We start from the raw sequence: 16504 nt of genomic DNA on the forward strand, positions 1-16504 counted from the left end.
GTGCACTCCGCTGTCTTCCTGATCGAATTCGGCGCGATCATCCTCGCGCTCGGGCTGCTCGGCAGATTCGCCGGACGGTTCCGCTTCTCCCCCATCCCCCTCTATCTCCTTGCCGGGCTCGCGTTCGGCGAGGGCGGGCTGCTTCCGCTGGGCGCCAGCGAGGAGTTCGTGGCGATCGGCGCCGAGATCGGCGTCATCCTGCTGTTGCTGATGCTGGGGCTCGAGTACACCGCGAGCGATCTGGTCAGCAATCTCAAGACCCAGTACCCGGCCGGGCTCGTCGACATGGGGCTCAACGCCGTGCCGGGCGCGATCGCCGCGCTCCTGATGGGCTGGGGTCCGGTGGCCGCCGTCGTGCTCGCGGGCGTCACGTGGATCTCCTCGTCCGGCGTCATCGCCAAGGTCCTGAACGACCTGGGCCGCCTCGGCAACCGCGAGACGCCCGTCATCCTCAGCATCCTGGTCCTCGAAGACCTGGCGATGGCCGTCTATCTGCCCATCATCACGGCCCTGTTGGCCGGTGTCGGCTGGGCCGCGGGCAGTCTCACCCTGGGCATCGCGCTCGGGGCCGCCGGTCTGGTGCTGTTCCTCGCCGTGCGCTACGGCCGCGTCATCTCGCGCTTCGTGTCGAGCGACGACCCCGAGAAGCTGCTCCTGGTCGTCCTCGGTCTGACGATCCTGGTCGCCGGGATCGCGCAGCAGCTCCAGGTCTCCGCCGCCGTGGGCGCGTTCCTGGTCGGCATCGCGCTGTCCGGTGAGGTCGCCGAGGGCGCGCACAGCCTCCTCGCGCCGCTGCGGGACCTGTTCGCCGCCGTCTTCTTCGTCTTCTTCGGTCTGCACACCGATCCGGCGAGCATCCCGCCGGTGCTGCTTCCCGCGCTCGTGCTCGCCGTCGTGACGGCGTGCACGAAGATCGCCACGGGGTACTGGGCGGCCCGGCGCGCCAAGATCTCCGTGAAGGGACGGTGGCGGGCGGGCGGCGCGCTTGTGGCCCGCGGCGAGTTCTCGATCGTCATCGCGGGGCTCGCCGTCACCGCGGGCATCGAGCCGTCGCTCGGCCCGCTGGCCACGGCGTACGTCCTGATCCTGGTGATCGTCGGCCCGCTGACCGCACGCTTCGCGCAGCCGGTGGCCGCGCTGGTCAGCGGCGCCGTGTCGCGCCGCAGGGAAGCCACGGCCGCGGTGGCCGTGCCTTCCCCGCGGGATCCGGAGCGGTCCTCGGAGGAGTCGCTCGACGGACAGGGCACGAGCGGTCGGCCCTGACGCCTCGTCTTCGGCCGGGTACGCGATGTCGCGTACCCGGCCGAAGACGAGGCTCATCGGATCCGCGTCTGCCAGTTCGCGCCGTTGCCGACCGCGGCTTCTGGTCCGTCCTCGCGCAGTTCCCCGCGCCCCTTCGGGGCGCTCTCCGGAGGCTTCTACCGCCCCACGGCGTAACCCTGCATCCCCCGCGGGTTGGCCGCAGCCGACAGCACCCCGGTCCGCGGGTCCCGCGCCACCGCGCACAGGCGGCCCTCCGACCAGGGCTCGCCGACCGTCACGTCGTGTCCCCTGCGCCGCAGCTCCTCGATGACCGCCTCGTCCATGCGGGACTCGACCGTGACGCTCCCCGGGCGCATGCCGCGCGGGTAGAAGGAGCCGGGGAAGCTGTCGTTGTGCCAGTTGGGGGCGTCGATGGCGCCCTGGAGGTCGAGTCCACCGCGTACGGAATCGCGCAGCGCCACCGCCAGGAAGAAGTGGACCTGCCACTGGTCCTGCTGGTCTCCGCCGGGCGTACCGAACGCCATCACCGGTACGCCGTCCTTGAGTGCGAGGGACGGGGTCAGGGTGGTGCGCGGGCGGCGGCCCGGCGTGAGGGAGTTGGGCAGGCCCTCCTCCAGCCAGGCCATCTGGAGGCGGGTGCCGAGCGGGAAGCCCAGTTCGGGGACGACCGGGTTGGACTGCAGCCAGCCGCCGCTCGGCGTGGCCGCGACCATGTTGCCCCAGCGGTCGACGATGTCCAGGTGACAGGTGTCGCCGCGGGTCGCGCCGTCCGCCGAGACCGCCGGTTCGCCAGGCACGGGTGAGGTACTGCTCTTGGCCACGGTCGGCTCGCCGGCGCCCGCACCCGGCAGGCCGAGCGCGTCGAAGCCGGGCTCGCCCGCGGCCACGGCGCTCGCGTGGGCGGAGATCTTCGCGGTGCGTCCGCCGGGGCTTCCGGGCCGCAGGTCGTGCGACGCCTTCTCCCCGATGAGTGTCCGCCGCTCCTCGTTGTAGGCCGCGGACAGCAGCTCGGCGACCGGTACCGTCCCGTCGCCCTCCGCGTCGCCGTACCAGGCCTCGCGGTCCGCCATGGCGAGCTTGCAGCCCTCGATCAGCAGGTGGACGTAGTCGGCGGAGCCGTACGCGGGCAGTTCCGCGAGGGTGGCGGGGAGCATGGCCAACTGCTGCAGGAACGCCGGGCCCTGGCTCCAGCCGCCCGCCTTGCACAGCGTCCAGCCGTTCCAGTCGTAGGTCGCGGGGGCTTCGTAGCTCGCCTGCCACCCGGCGAGGTCCGCGGCCGTCAGTGTTCCGGTGTGCCGGCTTCCGCTGGTGTCCATGGTGGGGCGGCCCGCCTGACGTATCAGCGCATCGGCGATGAACCCCTCGCTCCAGATCTTCCGCGCGGCATCGATCTGCTCGACGCGCGATCCCGTACCCGCCTCCTGGATCACGCGGCGCCAGGTCGCGGCGAGCGTGGGGTTGCGCAGGAGTTCGCCGGGGCGCGGGGCATGGCCGTCCGGCAGGTAGATCTCGGCCGACGACGGCCATTCGGTCTCGAAGAGTTCGCGCACCGTCTCGACGGTCTCCCCGACGCGCTCCACGGGAGCGTGCCCGTCCTCGGCGTACCCGATGGCGTACTTGAGGACATCGGCGAGGGACTTGGTGCCGTGATCGCGCAGGAGCAGCATCCACGCGTCGAAGGCGCCCGGTACGGCGGCGGCGAGCGGCCCGGTGCCCGGCACCAGTTCGAGGCCGAGCGAGCGGTAGTGGTCCACGGTCGCTCCGGCCGGCGCGCCGCCCTGCCCGCACAGGACCCGCACCTCCCCGCCGGCGGGGGCCAGGATGATCGGCACCTCGCCCGCCGGGCCGTTGAGGTGGGGCTCGACGACGTGCAGGACGAAGCCGGCGGCCACCGCCGCGTCGTACGCGTTGCCGCCGTCCTCCAGGACGGCCATCGCGGACTGCGAGGCGAGCCAGTGGGTGGAGGACACCATGCCGAAGGTGCCTTGGAGGGTCGGCCTAGTCGTGAACAAGAGTGCTGCTCCTAGCGTGCGGTGCGGGTACTGGGGATCGTACGGAGGCTCGGTGCGGCGGCAGCGTCCGGAGCCGTGCCGTCGTCCGCGACCAGATGGCATGAGACCTGGCGAGGGCCGTCTCCCGGAAGCGTGCACAGCTCCGGCACCTCGATGCGGCAGCGGTCGACGGCCGTTGGGCAGCGCATGTGGAAGGGCGGCGGGGCCAGCGGGCTCGGCAGATCACTGGCAACTTGGGGATGCCCACCCATAGCGCCCTGGTGTGGCGCAGGCACACCGTGGGGTCGGTGTTGTAGATCACGCGTGCCCCCTAGGCTCTTGCCGGGAGACCAAATGCCCCTGACTGAGATCCACGCCGAGTACGTGGCCGAGTTCCTCACCGTCCGGAACAGCATCGAGTCATATCTGTCGGAGACCGATCGGGGCGCCCTGCGCGGCTTCGACGTCGTCGATGGCGACCAAGAGGTGCGGCTGGAGGTCGCCATCGACCTGTACGGCGACACCGCCCGGAGGATGAAATCGGGAACGTACAAGACGTCTGTGGTGATTGTGCGTCCTGAGGGCGGACATGAACTCGGCGCGAAGTTCGCGAAGGGCCTGTTCTACACCTCTGTGGTGGAAGACCTGGAAACCGCCGGGCAACCCGGTCATCCCCCGGGATAGGTCGCGCACAGTCCGCGGAACAGACCCACCACGCCGCTTCATCCGGGGAGTGCTTCTTGCCTCGCCACCGGCAAGGCTTTGGACGAGTTCCGCCGTTTGCCGGCCAGGAGCACTCCTCACGGCGTCTTCGCGGCGTGCGCCGCCCCGCGCCTCCCCGCGCCGCTCGCCGGGCCGTTGTCAGTGCCTCGCGCTAGTCTCCGCGCAACTGACCGTTCCACCCCGTTCCGGGAGGTTTTCATGGTCTCGCGTCTCAACCCGTACCTCAGCTTCGACGGCGACGCCCGACAGGCCCTGCAGTTCTACAAGGAGATCTTCGGCGGCGATCTCGCGCTCAACACCTTCGGCGAGGCCGGCCACCAGGGCACTCCGGAAGCCGACCAGATCATGCACGGCATGCTCCAGGCACCGAACGGCTTCACCCTGATGGGCGCCGACACCCCGCCGGGCATGGACCACAACCCGGGCAACAACTTCTCGGTGAGCCTCAGTGGGGACGACGAGGCCGAGCTTCGCGGCTACTGGGAGAAGCTGTCCGCCGGCGGCTCGGTGGCCGTGCCGATGGAGAAGCAGATGTGGGGCGACATCTTCGGCATGTGCACGGACCGCTTCGGCGTCCCCTGGATGGTCAACATCAGCGAGCCGCAGAGCTGAACGGCCTCGCGACCGGGCCGCCCCGCCGCACTCGGGGCGGCCCGGTCGCGGCCTCAGAGCAGCGCGCCTACGGTGTGACGGGGGTGTCTCGCGTGACGGGGGCGTCTGGAGGCCACCGATGGACCGCTCACCCGCGCGGGAACCCTTCGACGGCGGCAGTCCGCAAAATCCACGGTCTCAGCTCACCCATACCCGAACGGCGGACGGCACGAGCACCGCCGCTGCTCGTCGCCGGTCTCGGCCTCGGTCTGCACCCCCCTCGCCCCCGCGATGAGCATGGCCACCGCGGGCGTCGCCGCGCATGACGCGGGTGTGGTCAGACAGTCTTCGCCGGCCGTCAAGGCCCAGTCGGTGATGGAGAGTTGCTCGGCGGACGCGGACGGCGGCGCGGTGCACAGGTAAGGCGGACGGAGGGCCGATGGCAACGGAATCCGAGGCTTCAGCGGCGGAGGGCGCCGGCGGGGATGTCGCCCTGGCCTCGGCGCGGGGCCGCTGGGTCCTGGTCTGCGCCGTGCTCGCGTCGGGCATGGCGATGCTGGACGGCACAGTGGTGAACGTCGCCCTGCCCACCCTCGGCCGTGACCTGGACACGTCGCTCGCATCCCTGCAGTGGGTCGTCAACGCCTACATGCTCACGCTCTCGGCGCTGCTGCTGCTCGGCGGAGCGCTCGGCGACCGCATCGGACGGCGGCGCACCCTGATCATCGGCGTGGTGTGGTTCGCCCTGGCCTCCGCGCTCTGCGGGCTCGCGCAGAACGCGGGGATGCTCATCGCGGCGCGGGCGTTGCAGGGCATCGGCGGCGCGCTCCTGACGCCGGGGTCGCTCGCCCTGGTGCGTACGTCGTTCCGGCCGCGGGACCAGGCACGCGCGGTGGGCGCCTGGTCGGGGCTCGGCGGGGTGGCGGGGGCGGTCGGGCCGTTTTTGGGCGGCTGGCTGATCGACGGTCCCGGCTGGCGGTGGATCTTCCTGATCAATGTGCCGCTGGCGGCGCTCGTCCTCTTCGCGGTGCGTCACGTGCCGGAGAGCAGGGCCGAAGGCGCCGCGGACAAGCCGTTCGACGTGACGGGGGCGTGCCTTGCGGCACTGTTTCTCGCGGGCATCAGCTTCTCGCTGATCGGCGCCGCGGGCGACTCCTCGAAGGCGGCGGCGTTCCTGCCGGGGCTCGGCGGAATCGCGGCGGGTGTCGCCTTCGTCGTGGTGGAGCACCGGCGCCGCGACCCGATGCTGCCGCTCTCCCTCTTCCGCTCCCGCCTGTTCAGCGCGGCCAACGTCATGACGCTGTGCCTGTACGCGGCCATCGGCGGGCTGCTGTTCATGCTGCCGGTGCAGCTGCAGACGACGCTGGGCTACGACGCGCTGCAGGCGGGCACGGCGACGCTGCCGATCACGGTCCTGATGCTGCTGCTCTCGGCCGCGGCCGGGGATCTGTCGCGGCGGGTCGGCCCCACGTTGCCGTTGGTCGCGGGCCCGCTGATCGCGGCCGCCGGTGCGCTCCTGATGCTGCGGATCGAGCCCGGCGCCGCGTACGTCACGGAGGTCCTGCCCGCGGTCGTGGTCCTTGGCCTCGGGATGAGCGTGTTCGTGGCTCCGCTGACGGCGACCGTCCTCGCCTCGGTCGACGCGGGGCGCGCGGGTCTGGCGAGCGGCGTCAACAACAGCGCGGCGCGGGTGGCGCAGATGCTCGTCGTCGCCGCACTGCCGCTGGCGGTGGGCCTGTCCGGCACGGCGTACGCGAACGCGGACGCGCTGAACTCGGCATTCGGCAAGTCGGCCGTGGGCTGCGCGGGCCTGTTCGCCCTCGCGGCGGCAGCGGCGGCGGTCTTCATCCGCCCGCGGCCCGCCTCCTGGCACGAGGACACGGGGAACACGCCACGCTGCAAGTCCCACCTGGGCGTCGAAGCACCGCCGTTGGAGCCGGGCAAGGACTGTGCGGGATAGCAGACCCCGGAGAATCAGACCGCCGCGTCAGGTGCCTCGCGCACGAAGTCAGGTGCCTCGCGCACGAAGAGGGTGACCGACACGCTCTCCTCGAAGCCGTTGCGCCGCATCAGCGCGGCGGAGGCGGTGTTGCGCGACTCGACGTCGGTCACCACGGCGGTGGCGCCCGCGGCGGTCAGCGTGGCGCAGCAGGCCTGCACCAGATGGCTGGCCACGCCCTGGCCCTGGTAGGCGGGGGCGCTGGCGATCCACTCCAGGTTTCCCCAGTCCGTACGCTGGTCGAATCCCATCGAGCCGCAGACGAACCCGGCCAGGGCGGCACCGTCGAGCGCGACCCAGCAGGATGAGGCGTCGGCGTCCAGGTGCCGGGCGATCGCCGAGAGCGACCAGGAGGTGTACGGCTTCACCGAGGTGTCGTACAGCTCGCGCCCCAGGGCGAGGACGTCGGCCAGATGGGTGGGAGCCATCCGTTCGAGAACGATCGGGGACCGCTGATGAGCGGCGGCGGCTGACATGGGACCTCCCGGGTGGCTGACGCCGGGACCTGCGCGGGGGCGGGACGGTGACCGGCTGCTTCTCACGCTATGAGGGCTCGGGGCGTCGCGCACGCCAGGACCGACCGCCGCCGGGCCCCTGCCGTATCGAGCAGCCCTTTAACAGACCGCTGTTGTGAGCGCCTATCGTGGTGCGCATGTCCGCTCCTGAGCTGATCCGCATCGTCTCCCGTTCCTCTCCCATGGCGCTGGCCCAGGTGGAGCGCGTACGCGCCGAACTCGCCGCCCTGCACCCCGGGATCCGTACGGAGGTCGTACCGGTCACGACCTCCGGGGACCGCTGGATGGGGGACCTCGCGAAGCTCGGCGGCAAGGGTGCTTTCACCAAGGAGGTCGACGCGGCGCTGCTGGCGGGTGAGGCCGACCTCGCGGTGCACTGCGTCAAGGACGTACCGGCGGACCGGCCGCTTCCGGCGGGCACGACCTTCGCGGCGTTCCTCAAGCGGGACGACATCCGTGACGCGCTCATCCACCCGGGCGGTCTCACTCTGGACGAGCTGCCCGCGGGAACCCGCATCGGCACGTCGTCCGTGCGCCGCATCGCCCAACTCGCGGCCTCACACCCGGAGTTGGAGTGCGTGCCGATGCGCGGGAACGCCGGGCGCCGGATGGAGAAGCTGGCCGCCGGTGATGCGGACGCCCTGCTGCTCGCGGTGTCGGGCCTGGAGCGCATCGACCGTATGGACGTGATCAGCGAGGTCCTGTCGGTGGAGACGATGTGCCCGCCTATCGGCGCGGGAATCCTTGCCCTGCAGTGCCGCGAGGACGACACGGAGACCATCGACGCCGTGTCGGGCCTCGGTGACCCCGACGCCTGGCGGGAGGCCACCGCCGAGCGCATGTTCCTGCATGTCCTTCAGGGTCACTGCAACTCCCCCATCGCCGGGTACGCGCGCTGCGAGCGGGGCGGCGACCTTTCGCTGCGCGCCCGGGTCTTCACCCCGGACGGCAAGACGGTCCTGAACGCCCACGAGTGGGCCGGTCCCCTTGACCCGGCGACGCTGGGCACGTCCGTGGCGGTCACGCTGCTGCGCCAGGGCGCGCGCGAACTGATCGACTCCATCGCGCACTGAGCTCTGCCGTTCCTTTCGAGGTCGCCCCGAACGAAAGCCGTCGATGCACCACCCGAACCACCCGAACCACCTGAACCACCCGTTCCACTCGCGCCCGGTCCGGTTGGCCGCCTGCGCCGCCGCCCTCCTCCTGGCCGCCGCCTGCGCGACCGACGACGGCAAGGATGCCGAGGCACCGGACCGGGCGAGCTCCGGACGTGCGCCGAAGCCCGACGCCGTCTTCGACTACCAGCTCGGCGGGCCCTACCAGCCCGGAGACGCCGTGCAGGCGGTCTCGCGCGACCGCTCCGCCGAGCCGGCCAAGGGCCTGTACAACGTGTGTTACGTCAACGCCTTCCAGGCCCAGCCGGGCGACGCCGTCACCTGGTGGAAGAAGAAGCACCCTGACCTGCTCCTGAAGGACGACGACGGCTCCCTGGTGGTCGACGACGACTGGGACGAGCCGCTCCTGGACATCTCCACGCCCGGCAAGCGCGGCCGGCTGATGGACGTGGTCGGGCCGTGGATCGACGGTTGCGCGGAGTCGGGGTACGACGCGGTCGAGCCCGACAACCTGGACTCCTACGAGCGTTCCGACGATCACCTCACGCCCGAACACGCCGCCGCCTTCGCCGAGTTGCTCGCCGACCGGGCCCACGACCGCGGCCTCGCCATCGCCCAGAAGAACACCACGGGCCTCCTTCCTGAGCGCGGCCGCATCGGGTTCGACTTCGCCGTCGTCGAGGAGTGCGCGGCGTACAAGGAGTGCGGCGACTTCGCCGATGCCTACGACGACAAGGTCTTCGCGGTGGAGTACACACGCAAGGACTACCGCAGCGCCTGCGCCGCCTGGGGACCCCGCCTGTCCATCACCCTGCGCGACCGCGACGTGAGCCCCAAGGGCGCCAAGGGGTATGTCTTCGCGCAGTGTTGAGGCGATGTCGGATAGCGTCTCCACGCGTGAACCAGGCGTTCCGCTGCCGAGGAGCCATCGATGAGCACCCCATCCGCCGCGAACGGCCCTGGCCTGCAACGGCGACTCGGGGTGAGCGACGCGGTGTTCGTCGGCCTGGGGTCGATGATCGGCGCGGGGATCTTCGCCGCGTTCGGCCCCGCCGCCGGCGCGGCGGGCTCCGGGCTCCTCGTCGGTCTCGCGGTCGCGGCCGTGGTCGCCTACTGCAACGCCACCTCGTCGGCCCGGCTCGCCGCCCGCTACCCCGCGTCCGGCGGCACCTACGTCTACGGCCGTGAACGCCTCGGTGACTTCTGGGGCTATCTCGCGGGGTGGGGCTTCGTCGTCGGCAAGACCGCGTCCTGCGCGGCCATGGCGCTCACCGCGGGCGCGTACGCCTGGCCAGGTCACGAACGCCCGGCGGCGATCGCCGCCGTCATCGCCCTGACCGCCGTCAACTGCCTCGGCGTCCAGAAGGCGGCGTGGCTGACCCGCGCCCTCGTCGCCGTCGTCCTTGCGGTCCTTGCCGCCGTCGTGGCCGCCGCTCTCATCAGCGGTCGAACCGATGCCGCGCGCCTGGAGTCGAGCAGCGACGCGAGCGTGGGCGGCGTCCTGCAGGCCGCCGGGCTGCTGTTCTTCGCGTTCGCCGGGTACGCCCGCATCGCCACGCTCGGCGAGGAGGTCCGCGACCCGCGGCGCACCATCCCGCGCGCGATCCCCCTCGCCCTCGGCATCACCCTGGCGGTGTACGCGGCGGTCGCCACCGCCGCGCTCTCCGTACTCGGCCCCGGCGGCCTGGCCGACGCGACCGCGCCCCTCGCGGACACGGTGCGCGCGGCGGGGGCACCCGCCCTGGTCCCCGTGGTGCGCATCGGCGGCGCCATCGCCGCGCTCGGCTCGCTGCTCGCCCTGATCCTCGGCATCTCGCGTACGACACTGGCGATGGCCCGCGACCGCCACCTGCCGCACACGCTGGCCGCGGTCCACCCTCGCTTCAACGTCCCCCACCGGGCCCAACTCGCCGTGGGCGCAGTCGTGTTGGCACTGGTCGCCTTCGCCGATCTGCGCGGCGCGATCGGCTTCTCCTCCTTCGGAGTGCTCGCCTATTACGCCGTGGCCAACGCCTCCGCCTGGACCCTGACACCCACCGAAGGCCGCCCGCCGCGCGCCGTCCCTGTCCTCGGCCTGACCGGCTGCCTGCTCCTGGCCTTCAGCCTGCCGCTCTCCTCCGTCGTCGCCGGCGCCGCGGTGCTGGCCGCCGGCGCGGTCGCGTACTACGTACGCCGAAGCGTCACGTAGGCCTTTGCGGCGAGGCACTCCTCGCCCACGACCTCACCTCGTCCCGAGGTGGTGGCACACCCGTCAGCGCGTCCCACAAACCCCCAGGTCATCGCATCACCGCAGGTCACGTAGGGTGGCGTAACTTCGCGGCAACATGGCTCGCCTAGCGTCGGTGTCCGGCGGGCCCTCTTGCCCGCGACAGCCACCCACGCAGCCACCTTGAGGGAGCCATGCGCGATCCGAAGCCCGGCGGTGACGGGTCCGGCGTGCCGCTGACGCGGGCCGACCGGGCCCGGACCGTGGCCAGTGTGCTGCGCAGGCAGGTCATGCGCGGCGCCTTTCCCGGTGGAGTACTGCCCGATGAGCGGGCCCTGATCGCCGAGTTCGGCACCTCACGGAACACGGTCCGCGAGGCCTTGGGCCTCCTGCGCGACGAAGGCCTCGTCGAACGCCGCCGGGGCGTGGGGACGGTCGTCGTCGGCCGCGCCTACGAACATCCACTGGGCGAACTGTCGGGACTCGCCGAGGTGCTCCAGCGGCACGGCACCGTCGTCAACGAGGTGCGCGAAGCACGCGTCCTGCGGCCACCCCTCACGGTCGCCCGCCGACTGGACCTGCCCGAAGGGAGCCCCGCCGTCTACCTGGAGCGGCTGCGCCGCGTGGACGGCATCCCGCTGTCCCTGGACTGCACCTACCTCATCCCCGAGGTGGGCGAGGCTCTCCTGGCTCTCGCCGGGAAGACACCGCGCACGCTGGAGAACCACGACGTCTTCGACCTGATCGAGACCGCGACGGGCATGCCGCTCGGCTCGGCCGAGGTGTCCGTCCACGCCACGGTCGCCGATCCGGCGACCTGCGCGGTCCTGGAGATGCCGGCGGGGGGCGCGATCCTCGCCGTCGAACGCCTCACCCGCCTCGCCGACGGCCGCCCCGCCGACCTCGAGTTCCTGCACCTGCGCGGGGATCGCCTGACGCTGCACGCCACGCTCGACCGAGCGACCAGATACGCGGGCCACGCCACGAGTTCCCCGCTGTAGCGGCTCGCGCGCGCCACCAGCCTGGCAGACACGCTGACGTGACGTGGCGTCAGTCGCACTGTCAGCACGCCCATGAAGGCGCGACGCACCCAACTCCCGCCCACGGAGGCCCTGTTGGATCACGCCCTGCCAGCCGATTCCCCGCATGCCGCCTCCCGGCACCCGCCGCCGGGCCCGGCCCCACTCCCCCACCGTCCGCCCGCCCTGACCACGCTGGCCATGTGCCTGTGCGTGACCCTGGTGATCGGCATGGTCTCCGCCGTCAATCTGGCCATCCCCGACTTGTCGGGAGACGCTCTGCGACCCTCGGCCCAAGCCGTGGTGTGGGTCGTGGACGGCTATGTCGTCATCTTCGCTTGCCTGTTGGTGCCCGCCGGCGCGCTCGCCGACCGCAGAGGCCGCAAGGGAACCCTCATGTGCGGCATGGGGGTCTTCACCCTCGGCGCGGTGATCTGCGCCGCGGCCCCGCATGTCGCCGTACTGATCGCCGGACGCATGATCAGCGGCGTCGGCGCGGCCGCCGTGCTGCCCACCACGCTCGCCCTGCTGGTCGAGGGCCTGCCCGACCGGGCCCGGCGCAAGGCCGTCGCCGTGTGGGCGTCCATGACGGGGCTCGCGGCCGTACTGGGCAACGTGGGCGGCGGCGCCGCCATCGAGTACGGCAGTTGGCGCACCCTCTTCCTCTGCCTGGTCCCGCTCGCACTGTGCGCCCTGCTCCTGGTGGCCGCGGTGGCCCCCGTCACCGCCCGCCGTCCGAGCCCCGCCGCGCCGCTCGCTGCGGCCCTGCTCACCACCGGCTTCCTGGCACTGCTCTACGCGATCGTCGCCGGTCCGCAATCAGGCTGGAGCGACCCGCCGGTGCCGGCCGCCTGCGCTGCGGCGATTGTCCTCCTCACCGCCTGGGCCCGGCACGAACTGCGCGCCCGCGAACCGCTCCTGGACCCGCGGCTCTTCGCGCGACCCGCCGTGCGGGCGGGGGCGACAGGAATGGCCGCGCTCTTCGCCGGGATGTTCGGCCTCTTCTACCTCAACGGCCAGTACCTCCAGTACGCCAAGGGGTACGGGCCGCTCGAAGCCGGGCTGCGGTTGTTGCCCATGGCCGCGGCGCTGCTGGCAGGTCCGCGCCTGGGCCTGTTGATCGAGCGGGTGTGCGGCCGACGCGTCACCGTCCTCCTCGGGATGCTGGTCCTTGCCGCCGGGCTGTGCGTGGTGTCAGCCGCCGACGCCCGCACTCCGTACGCGCTCTACGCCCTGGGCGCCGGACTCACCGCCCTCGGCTGCGGTACCGCGAGCCCGTTGCTCTCGCACGCCATGATGAGCGCGCTGCCCGCGGAGAGGGCCGGGACGGGCTCCGCCTTGCAGAGCCTCGCACGGGAGCTGGGCAGCGCCGTCGGGATCGCCGTCACCGGCACGATCACCACCGCCGTCTTCACCGCTCGCCTCCCCGCACAGCTGTCCGGTGCCGATCGGCCGACGACGGTCGCGGAGGCCGTGGCCCGCACCTCCGACCCCCGCCTGCACAGGGCGGTCGTCGACGCGTTCACCGCGGGCCTGCACATCGCCACGTCGGCCTTGTCGGCCGCGATCACGCTGGTCGCGTTCGCCGTCGCCAAGTGGCTTCCGCCGGAGCGGTGAGCCGGGAGGGGGTGGCCCGGACGAGGACCCGGACCCCAGGCCCGGGCGAAGGCCCGGGGCCTGAGCGCCGGCGACGCCTACCGCGGCTCCACACGCTGCAGCCCCGCGCGGCGCACCACCTCGGGGCCGACCTTCGCCGCCCGTGCCACCAGCTCGCGGCCGTCCCAGTCCGGCGGCCAGCCCTCCCACAGGCGCAGCTTGCCGTCGACCACGACGGCGGTGATCTGGTCACGGTTGGCCAGGCGGACGAGTTCCCACTCCAGGTCCCAGGAAGGCGTGAGCTCCGGGACGTTGATGTCCACGACGAGGAAGTCGGCGGCCTTTCCCACCGCGATCTCCCCGGTCACCTTGCCGAGACCGAGCGCGTCGGCGCTGAGCCATGTCGCGTGCTCCAGCCACAACCGCCCGGCGCCGCACGAGGAATCCCCCGAGGCTATGCCGTACGCGAGCCGCTGAGCCGTCTCCGCGGCGTCGACGAGACGGAATCCGTCGCCGCGCGTCCCGTCCGTGCCCGTACCGAAGCGCACTCCCATCGCGGCCAGCATGGTGGCGTGCGCGACGGCGTTGCCCTTCCAGGCGCTGGCCACGGGGTTGTAGCTGATGGCCGCGCCGGAGTCGGCAAGCATCCGCATCTCGCCGGGCGTGAGCAGGGTGGCATGCGAGCCCAGCGTCTGCGGGCCGAGCGCCCCGACATGCCGCAGATACTCGACCGGCCGCCGGCCGACGCTCTTCAACGACCGTTCCACGGAGGCCAGATGTTCGTTGACGTGGATCTGGAAGACCTCGTGGGCCTCGCGGCACAGGTCCGCCGTCCGCTTTATGATCTTCGCGGACGCGTCCTCGGGCACGGGGATGGCAAGCGAGGGATGGACCAGCGGATGCCCGTCCCACCGGCCGAGATGTTCCGGCCCGCCCTTCCCGTCGGAAACCACCTTGGACAGGACGCACCGGATGCCGGCTTCCTCGGTTCCCTTCGCTACCGCGGCCACGTCGACCGGCGCCCGCGTGCCGGCATCGGCGACCGTCGTGAAGCCGCCGCGCAGCGCCTCGAGGGAGGCCAGCTTCGCCGACACGTAGGCGCTCTCCTCGTCGAGGGCGTGTTCCAGCGGTTCCCATATCGTCTTGAAGATCTCCGAAGGCTGCCCGAACGACTGGGCCTTGCCGAAACTCTGCGTCAAGTGATGATGCGCGTCGACGAAGCCCGGCATGATCAACTGTCCGTCCAGCCGCACCGGCCGCAGGTCAGGGTTTGCAGCGATGAGCTTCTTCGCGGGCCCGACCGCCCGGAACTTCCTGCCGTCGACGAGCACGGCCTGCCCCCGTTTCGGGCCCTGGGGCAACATCAACAGCTCCGGTACGAGAAGCTTCCTGGCCCCCTTGAACTGGTCGGCCCGCATCGCACCGGGCGCGTCGGCGTCATCATCCGCGCCCTGCCTCTTCGCGCCCGGCCGTCCGGCGGCGCGACCGCCGGTTGCCGCGGCGGCGGACCCGGTGGCGGGAGCGCTGATGAGCCCTGCGGCACCCGCGAGCCCGGCCCCGACCAGAAACCTGCGTCTGCCGGGCCGCTCCCCACGCCCCGCCGTCTCCGTCCCCTGCCCTTCGCCCTGCCCCTGCCCCTGCTCTTCGCCCTGCCCGTGCCCTTCGCCCTGGTCCTGCTCCGCCGACCGTTCGTTCCGCTGCTCGCTCGCCAACTCACTCGCCCGCTTTCGTACTTCTTCGTACTTCGCATGCCTGCGCGGTTGTTCACTCGCGCACGCCGAACTCCACGTGCGGACGCCACAGGGGTGCCGTGCGTACGGCAAAGCCCGATGTCAGCCGTACGCCAGGTCGGTCGTGCGGGGTGGCCCGACCCTAGGACTACCGCCGTTCGTGGAACAAGACTTCCGGCATGCGGCATTCACATGCTGAGAAGGCGGGTGGCGCAACCGGCGCCCGCTGGCACTGAAGCCCTGGTCAAGCCGTACACGCGGACCCGCCGAAGTGGCGTAACCTCACGGAAACATGGCGTGGGACGCACGGAAACGTAGCGTGTGACGCACGGGACGAGACGTTTCTGCGGTGAATCTCCTGACCCACCTGGCCGGGTCGCCTGCCGTGCACCACCTGCGGAGATCCGCCGGCCGCTACACCTGTGGGCATGATCAAGAACTTCGCGCGCGGCCTGGCCGTGCTCTCCCTGTCCTTCGCCCCGCTGGCCGCCCCCGCGCCCGTCCTCGCACAGAACACCGAGGTCACGACGCTGGGCGATGCGGTGCACCGGCTTCCGGTCGCGGGTGAGCAGCACGAGGGCTACTCCCGCAACCACTTCAAGCACTGGAACGCCGGACTCGACAAGAAGGACGATTGCGACACCCGCTCGGAAGTGCTCATCGCCGAGGCCGTGGAGGCCCCCGAGGTCGGCGACGACTGTGCGCTGAGCGAGGGCGAGTGGGTGTCGTACTTCGACAACCAGGAGGTGGAGGACCCGGACAAGCTCGCCGTGCATCACATGGTGCCGCTCGCGGAGGCCTGGGCCTCGGGTGCCGCGGAGTGGAGCCCGGAGCGCCGCGAGGGCTTCGCCAACGACCAGAGCGCGCCCGCGAGCCTGGTGACCGTCACCGAACGCACCGACCGCTCGAAGGCGGGCCAGGACCCCGCGGGCTGGATGCCGCCGCTGCCCAGCGCGCACTGCCGCTACCTCTCCGACTGGGTGTCCACGAAACTGCGCTGGGACCTGGCCGCGAACCCGGCCGAGCTGGACGCCATCGCGGTGTTCGCCGACGGCGAGTGCAAGAACACTTCCGTGATCTACAGGGCTGTCAAGTAGTCGCTTTTCTGCCGGACCAGGCCGGGACGGACAGGCCGGCAGGTCACCCTCCCCCCTGCGGGACCGCGTCCGGTACGGCAGCAGGGCCCGGACCGCGCGTCGCGGTCCGGGCCCTGCCCCATACGGTGCCGCATTGCGGCGGCGGTGCGTCAGCTCTGTGCGGAGTCCTCGCTCGCCTGGTCGGCGCTCTCTGCGCCCTCCGTGTCCTCGGCTGCGCCTATCTTCTCGCGCATCTTGCGCACCAGCTCGGCCTTCTGGTCGGCCGCGCCCTGGCGGTCGAGGTTGCGGTGCGGACCGTTGTTCTGCCGTTCGGTGCGGGACAGCTTCTTGCGCTTGCCGCCGCCCATGCCCACGGGGTTGTTGATGTTCTTGCTCACGGGTTCTCCCGGAATGATGTGAAGTGATCTACGGATTCATCGGTGGGGGATGGGCGCGGCGACGTCGAATGACGTCAGCAGGGGCCCATCACGCTCTCACTCGTAAATCAGCGTCTGGAAGAACATGACCTAGACGTTACCCGGTTCCGTCGGCGCCGCACACCAGGTTTTCCGTCCGCGGCATGGACCCACCACCGCGGTCGCCGCCCCGAGCTCCGATTCCAGCGGGTCGGGCACGCCGGAGCGCCCCGGGACGCCGGAGCATATCGTTCCGAAGGACAC

14 protein-coding genes and 1 pseudogene are annotated in these 16504 nt (G+C 71.7%); 10 read left to right on the plus strand and 5 right to left on the minus strand.

From position 1 onward, the window contains the following. Nucleotides 1-1263, plus strand: a complete 1263-nt coding sequence (locus ABXJ52_RS03330; protein WP_367039024.1) for a cation:proton antiporter — start codon at nt 1-3, stop codon at nt 1261-1263. A gap of 155 nt (nt 1264-1418) precedes the next feature. On the opposite strand, the gene ABXJ52_RS03335 is transcribed toward ABXJ52_RS03330, so the two are convergent. Together ABXJ52_RS03335 and ABXJ52_RS03340 are read right to left on the minus strand one after the other, a co-directional pair. Next, nucleotides 1419-3275 (minus strand): gamma-glutamyltransferase, encoded by a 1857-nt coding sequence (locus ABXJ52_RS03335; protein ID WP_367039025.1) that lies wholly within the window; start codon nt 3273-3275, stop codon nt 1419-1421. An 11-nt stretch (nt 3276-3286) separates the two neighbouring features. Then, nucleotides 3287-3499 (minus strand): annotated as a pseudogene (locus ABXJ52_RS03340) (peptide ABC transporter ATP-binding protein); the annotation flags it as partial. A gap of 109 nt (nt 3500-3608) precedes the next feature. On the opposite strand from ABXJ52_RS03340, the gene ABXJ52_RS03345 reads away from it, so the two are divergent. The 3 genes from ABXJ52_RS03345 to ABXJ52_RS03355 all read left to right on the plus strand — a co-directional run bounded on the left by ABXJ52_RS03345 (nt 3609) and on the right by ABXJ52_RS03355 (nt 6528). After that, nucleotides 3609-3938: a hypothetical protein gene (locus tag ABXJ52_RS03345; RefSeq protein WP_367039026.1), complete on the plus strand. Its 330-nt coding sequence runs from the start codon at nt 3609-3611 to the stop codon at nt 3936-3938. A 237-nt stretch (nt 3939-4175) separates the two neighbouring features. After that, nucleotides 4176-4589 (plus strand): VOC family protein, encoded by a 414-nt coding sequence (locus ABXJ52_RS03350; RefSeq protein ID WP_367039027.1) that lies wholly within the window; start codon nt 4176-4178, stop codon nt 4587-4589. Nucleotides 4590-5007: 418 nt separating this feature from the next. Next, nucleotides 5008-6528, plus strand: coding sequence for an MFS transporter (locus ABXJ52_RS03355; RefSeq protein WP_367039028.1), 1521 nt, complete (start codon nt 5008-5010; stop codon nt 6526-6528). A gap of 14 nt (nt 6529-6542) precedes the next feature. Here ABXJ52_RS03355 and ABXJ52_RS03360 read toward each other — a convergent pair whose 3' ends face one another. Then, a complete protein-coding gene (locus ABXJ52_RS03360) occupies nt 6543-7043 on the minus strand; it encodes a GNAT family N-acetyltransferase (RefSeq protein WP_367039029.1) in 501 nt (166 codons plus the stop codon). Nucleotides 7044-7219: 176 nt separating this feature from the next. Between ABXJ52_RS03360 and hemC the strand changes: the two genes are divergently transcribed. The 5 genes from hemC (at nt 7220) to ABXJ52_RS03385 (ending at nt 13039) form a co-directional block, all read left to right on the plus strand. Then, on the plus strand, nt 7220-8155 hold the full coding sequence (hemC, locus tag ABXJ52_RS03365; protein WP_367039030.1) for a hydroxymethylbilane synthase: 936 nt from the start codon (nt 7220-7222) through the stop codon (nt 8153-8155). Nucleotides 8156-8198: 43 nt separating this feature from the next. Beyond that, the gene (locus ABXJ52_RS03370; protein WP_367039031.1) at nt 8199-9068 is read left to right on the plus strand and encodes an endo alpha-1,4 polygalactosaminidase; all 870 of its coding nucleotides are present in this window, start codon (nt 8199-8201) and stop codon (nt 9066-9068) included. Nucleotides 9069-9128: 60 nt separating this feature from the next. Continuing rightward, nucleotides 9129-10385, plus strand: coding sequence for an APC family permease (locus ABXJ52_RS03375; protein ID WP_367039032.1), 1257 nt, complete (start codon nt 9129-9131; stop codon nt 10383-10385). A 212-nt stretch (nt 10386-10597) separates the two neighbouring features. Next, complete coding sequence (locus ABXJ52_RS03380; RefSeq protein WP_367039033.1) at nt 10598-11404, plus strand: GntR family transcriptional regulator; 807 nt, start codon at nt 10598-10600, stop codon at nt 11402-11404. Between the two features lie 114 nt (nt 11405-11518). Further along, nucleotides 11519-13039: an MFS transporter gene (locus ABXJ52_RS03385; RefSeq protein ID WP_367039034.1), complete on the plus strand. Its 1521-nt coding sequence runs from the start codon at nt 11519-11521 to the stop codon at nt 13037-13039. A gap of 77 nt (nt 13040-13116) precedes the next feature. Here the strand turns inward: ABXJ52_RS03385 and ABXJ52_RS03390 are convergent, their stop codons facing one another. Beyond that, nucleotides 13117-14436 carry an amidohydrolase family protein gene (locus ABXJ52_RS03390; protein WP_367048784.1) on the minus strand — a complete coding sequence of 440 codons (1320 nt, stop codon included), beginning with the start codon at nt 14434-14436 and terminating at the stop codon, nt 13117-13119. A 740-nt stretch (nt 14437-15176) separates the two neighbouring features. On the opposite strand from ABXJ52_RS03390, the gene ABXJ52_RS03395 reads away from it, so the two are divergent. Next, nucleotides 15177-15845, plus strand: a complete 669-nt coding sequence (locus ABXJ52_RS03395; RefSeq protein ID WP_367039035.1) for a DUF1524 domain-containing protein — start codon at nt 15177-15179, stop codon at nt 15843-15845. Nucleotides 15846-15994: 149 nt separating this feature from the next. Here ABXJ52_RS03395 and ABXJ52_RS03400 read toward each other — a convergent pair whose 3' ends face one another. Continuing rightward, complete coding sequence (locus ABXJ52_RS03400) at nt 15995-16222, minus strand: DUF6243 family protein (protein WP_367039036.1); 228 nt, start codon at nt 16220-16222, stop codon at nt 15995-15997. Between the last annotated feature and the right edge of the window lie 282 nt (nt 16223-16504).

Origin of the sequence: Streptomyces sp. Je 1-332 (assembly GCF_040730185.1) — a bacterium.
Taxonomy (GTDB): domain Bacteria; phylum Actinomycetota; class Actinomycetes; order Streptomycetales; family Streptomycetaceae; genus Streptomyces.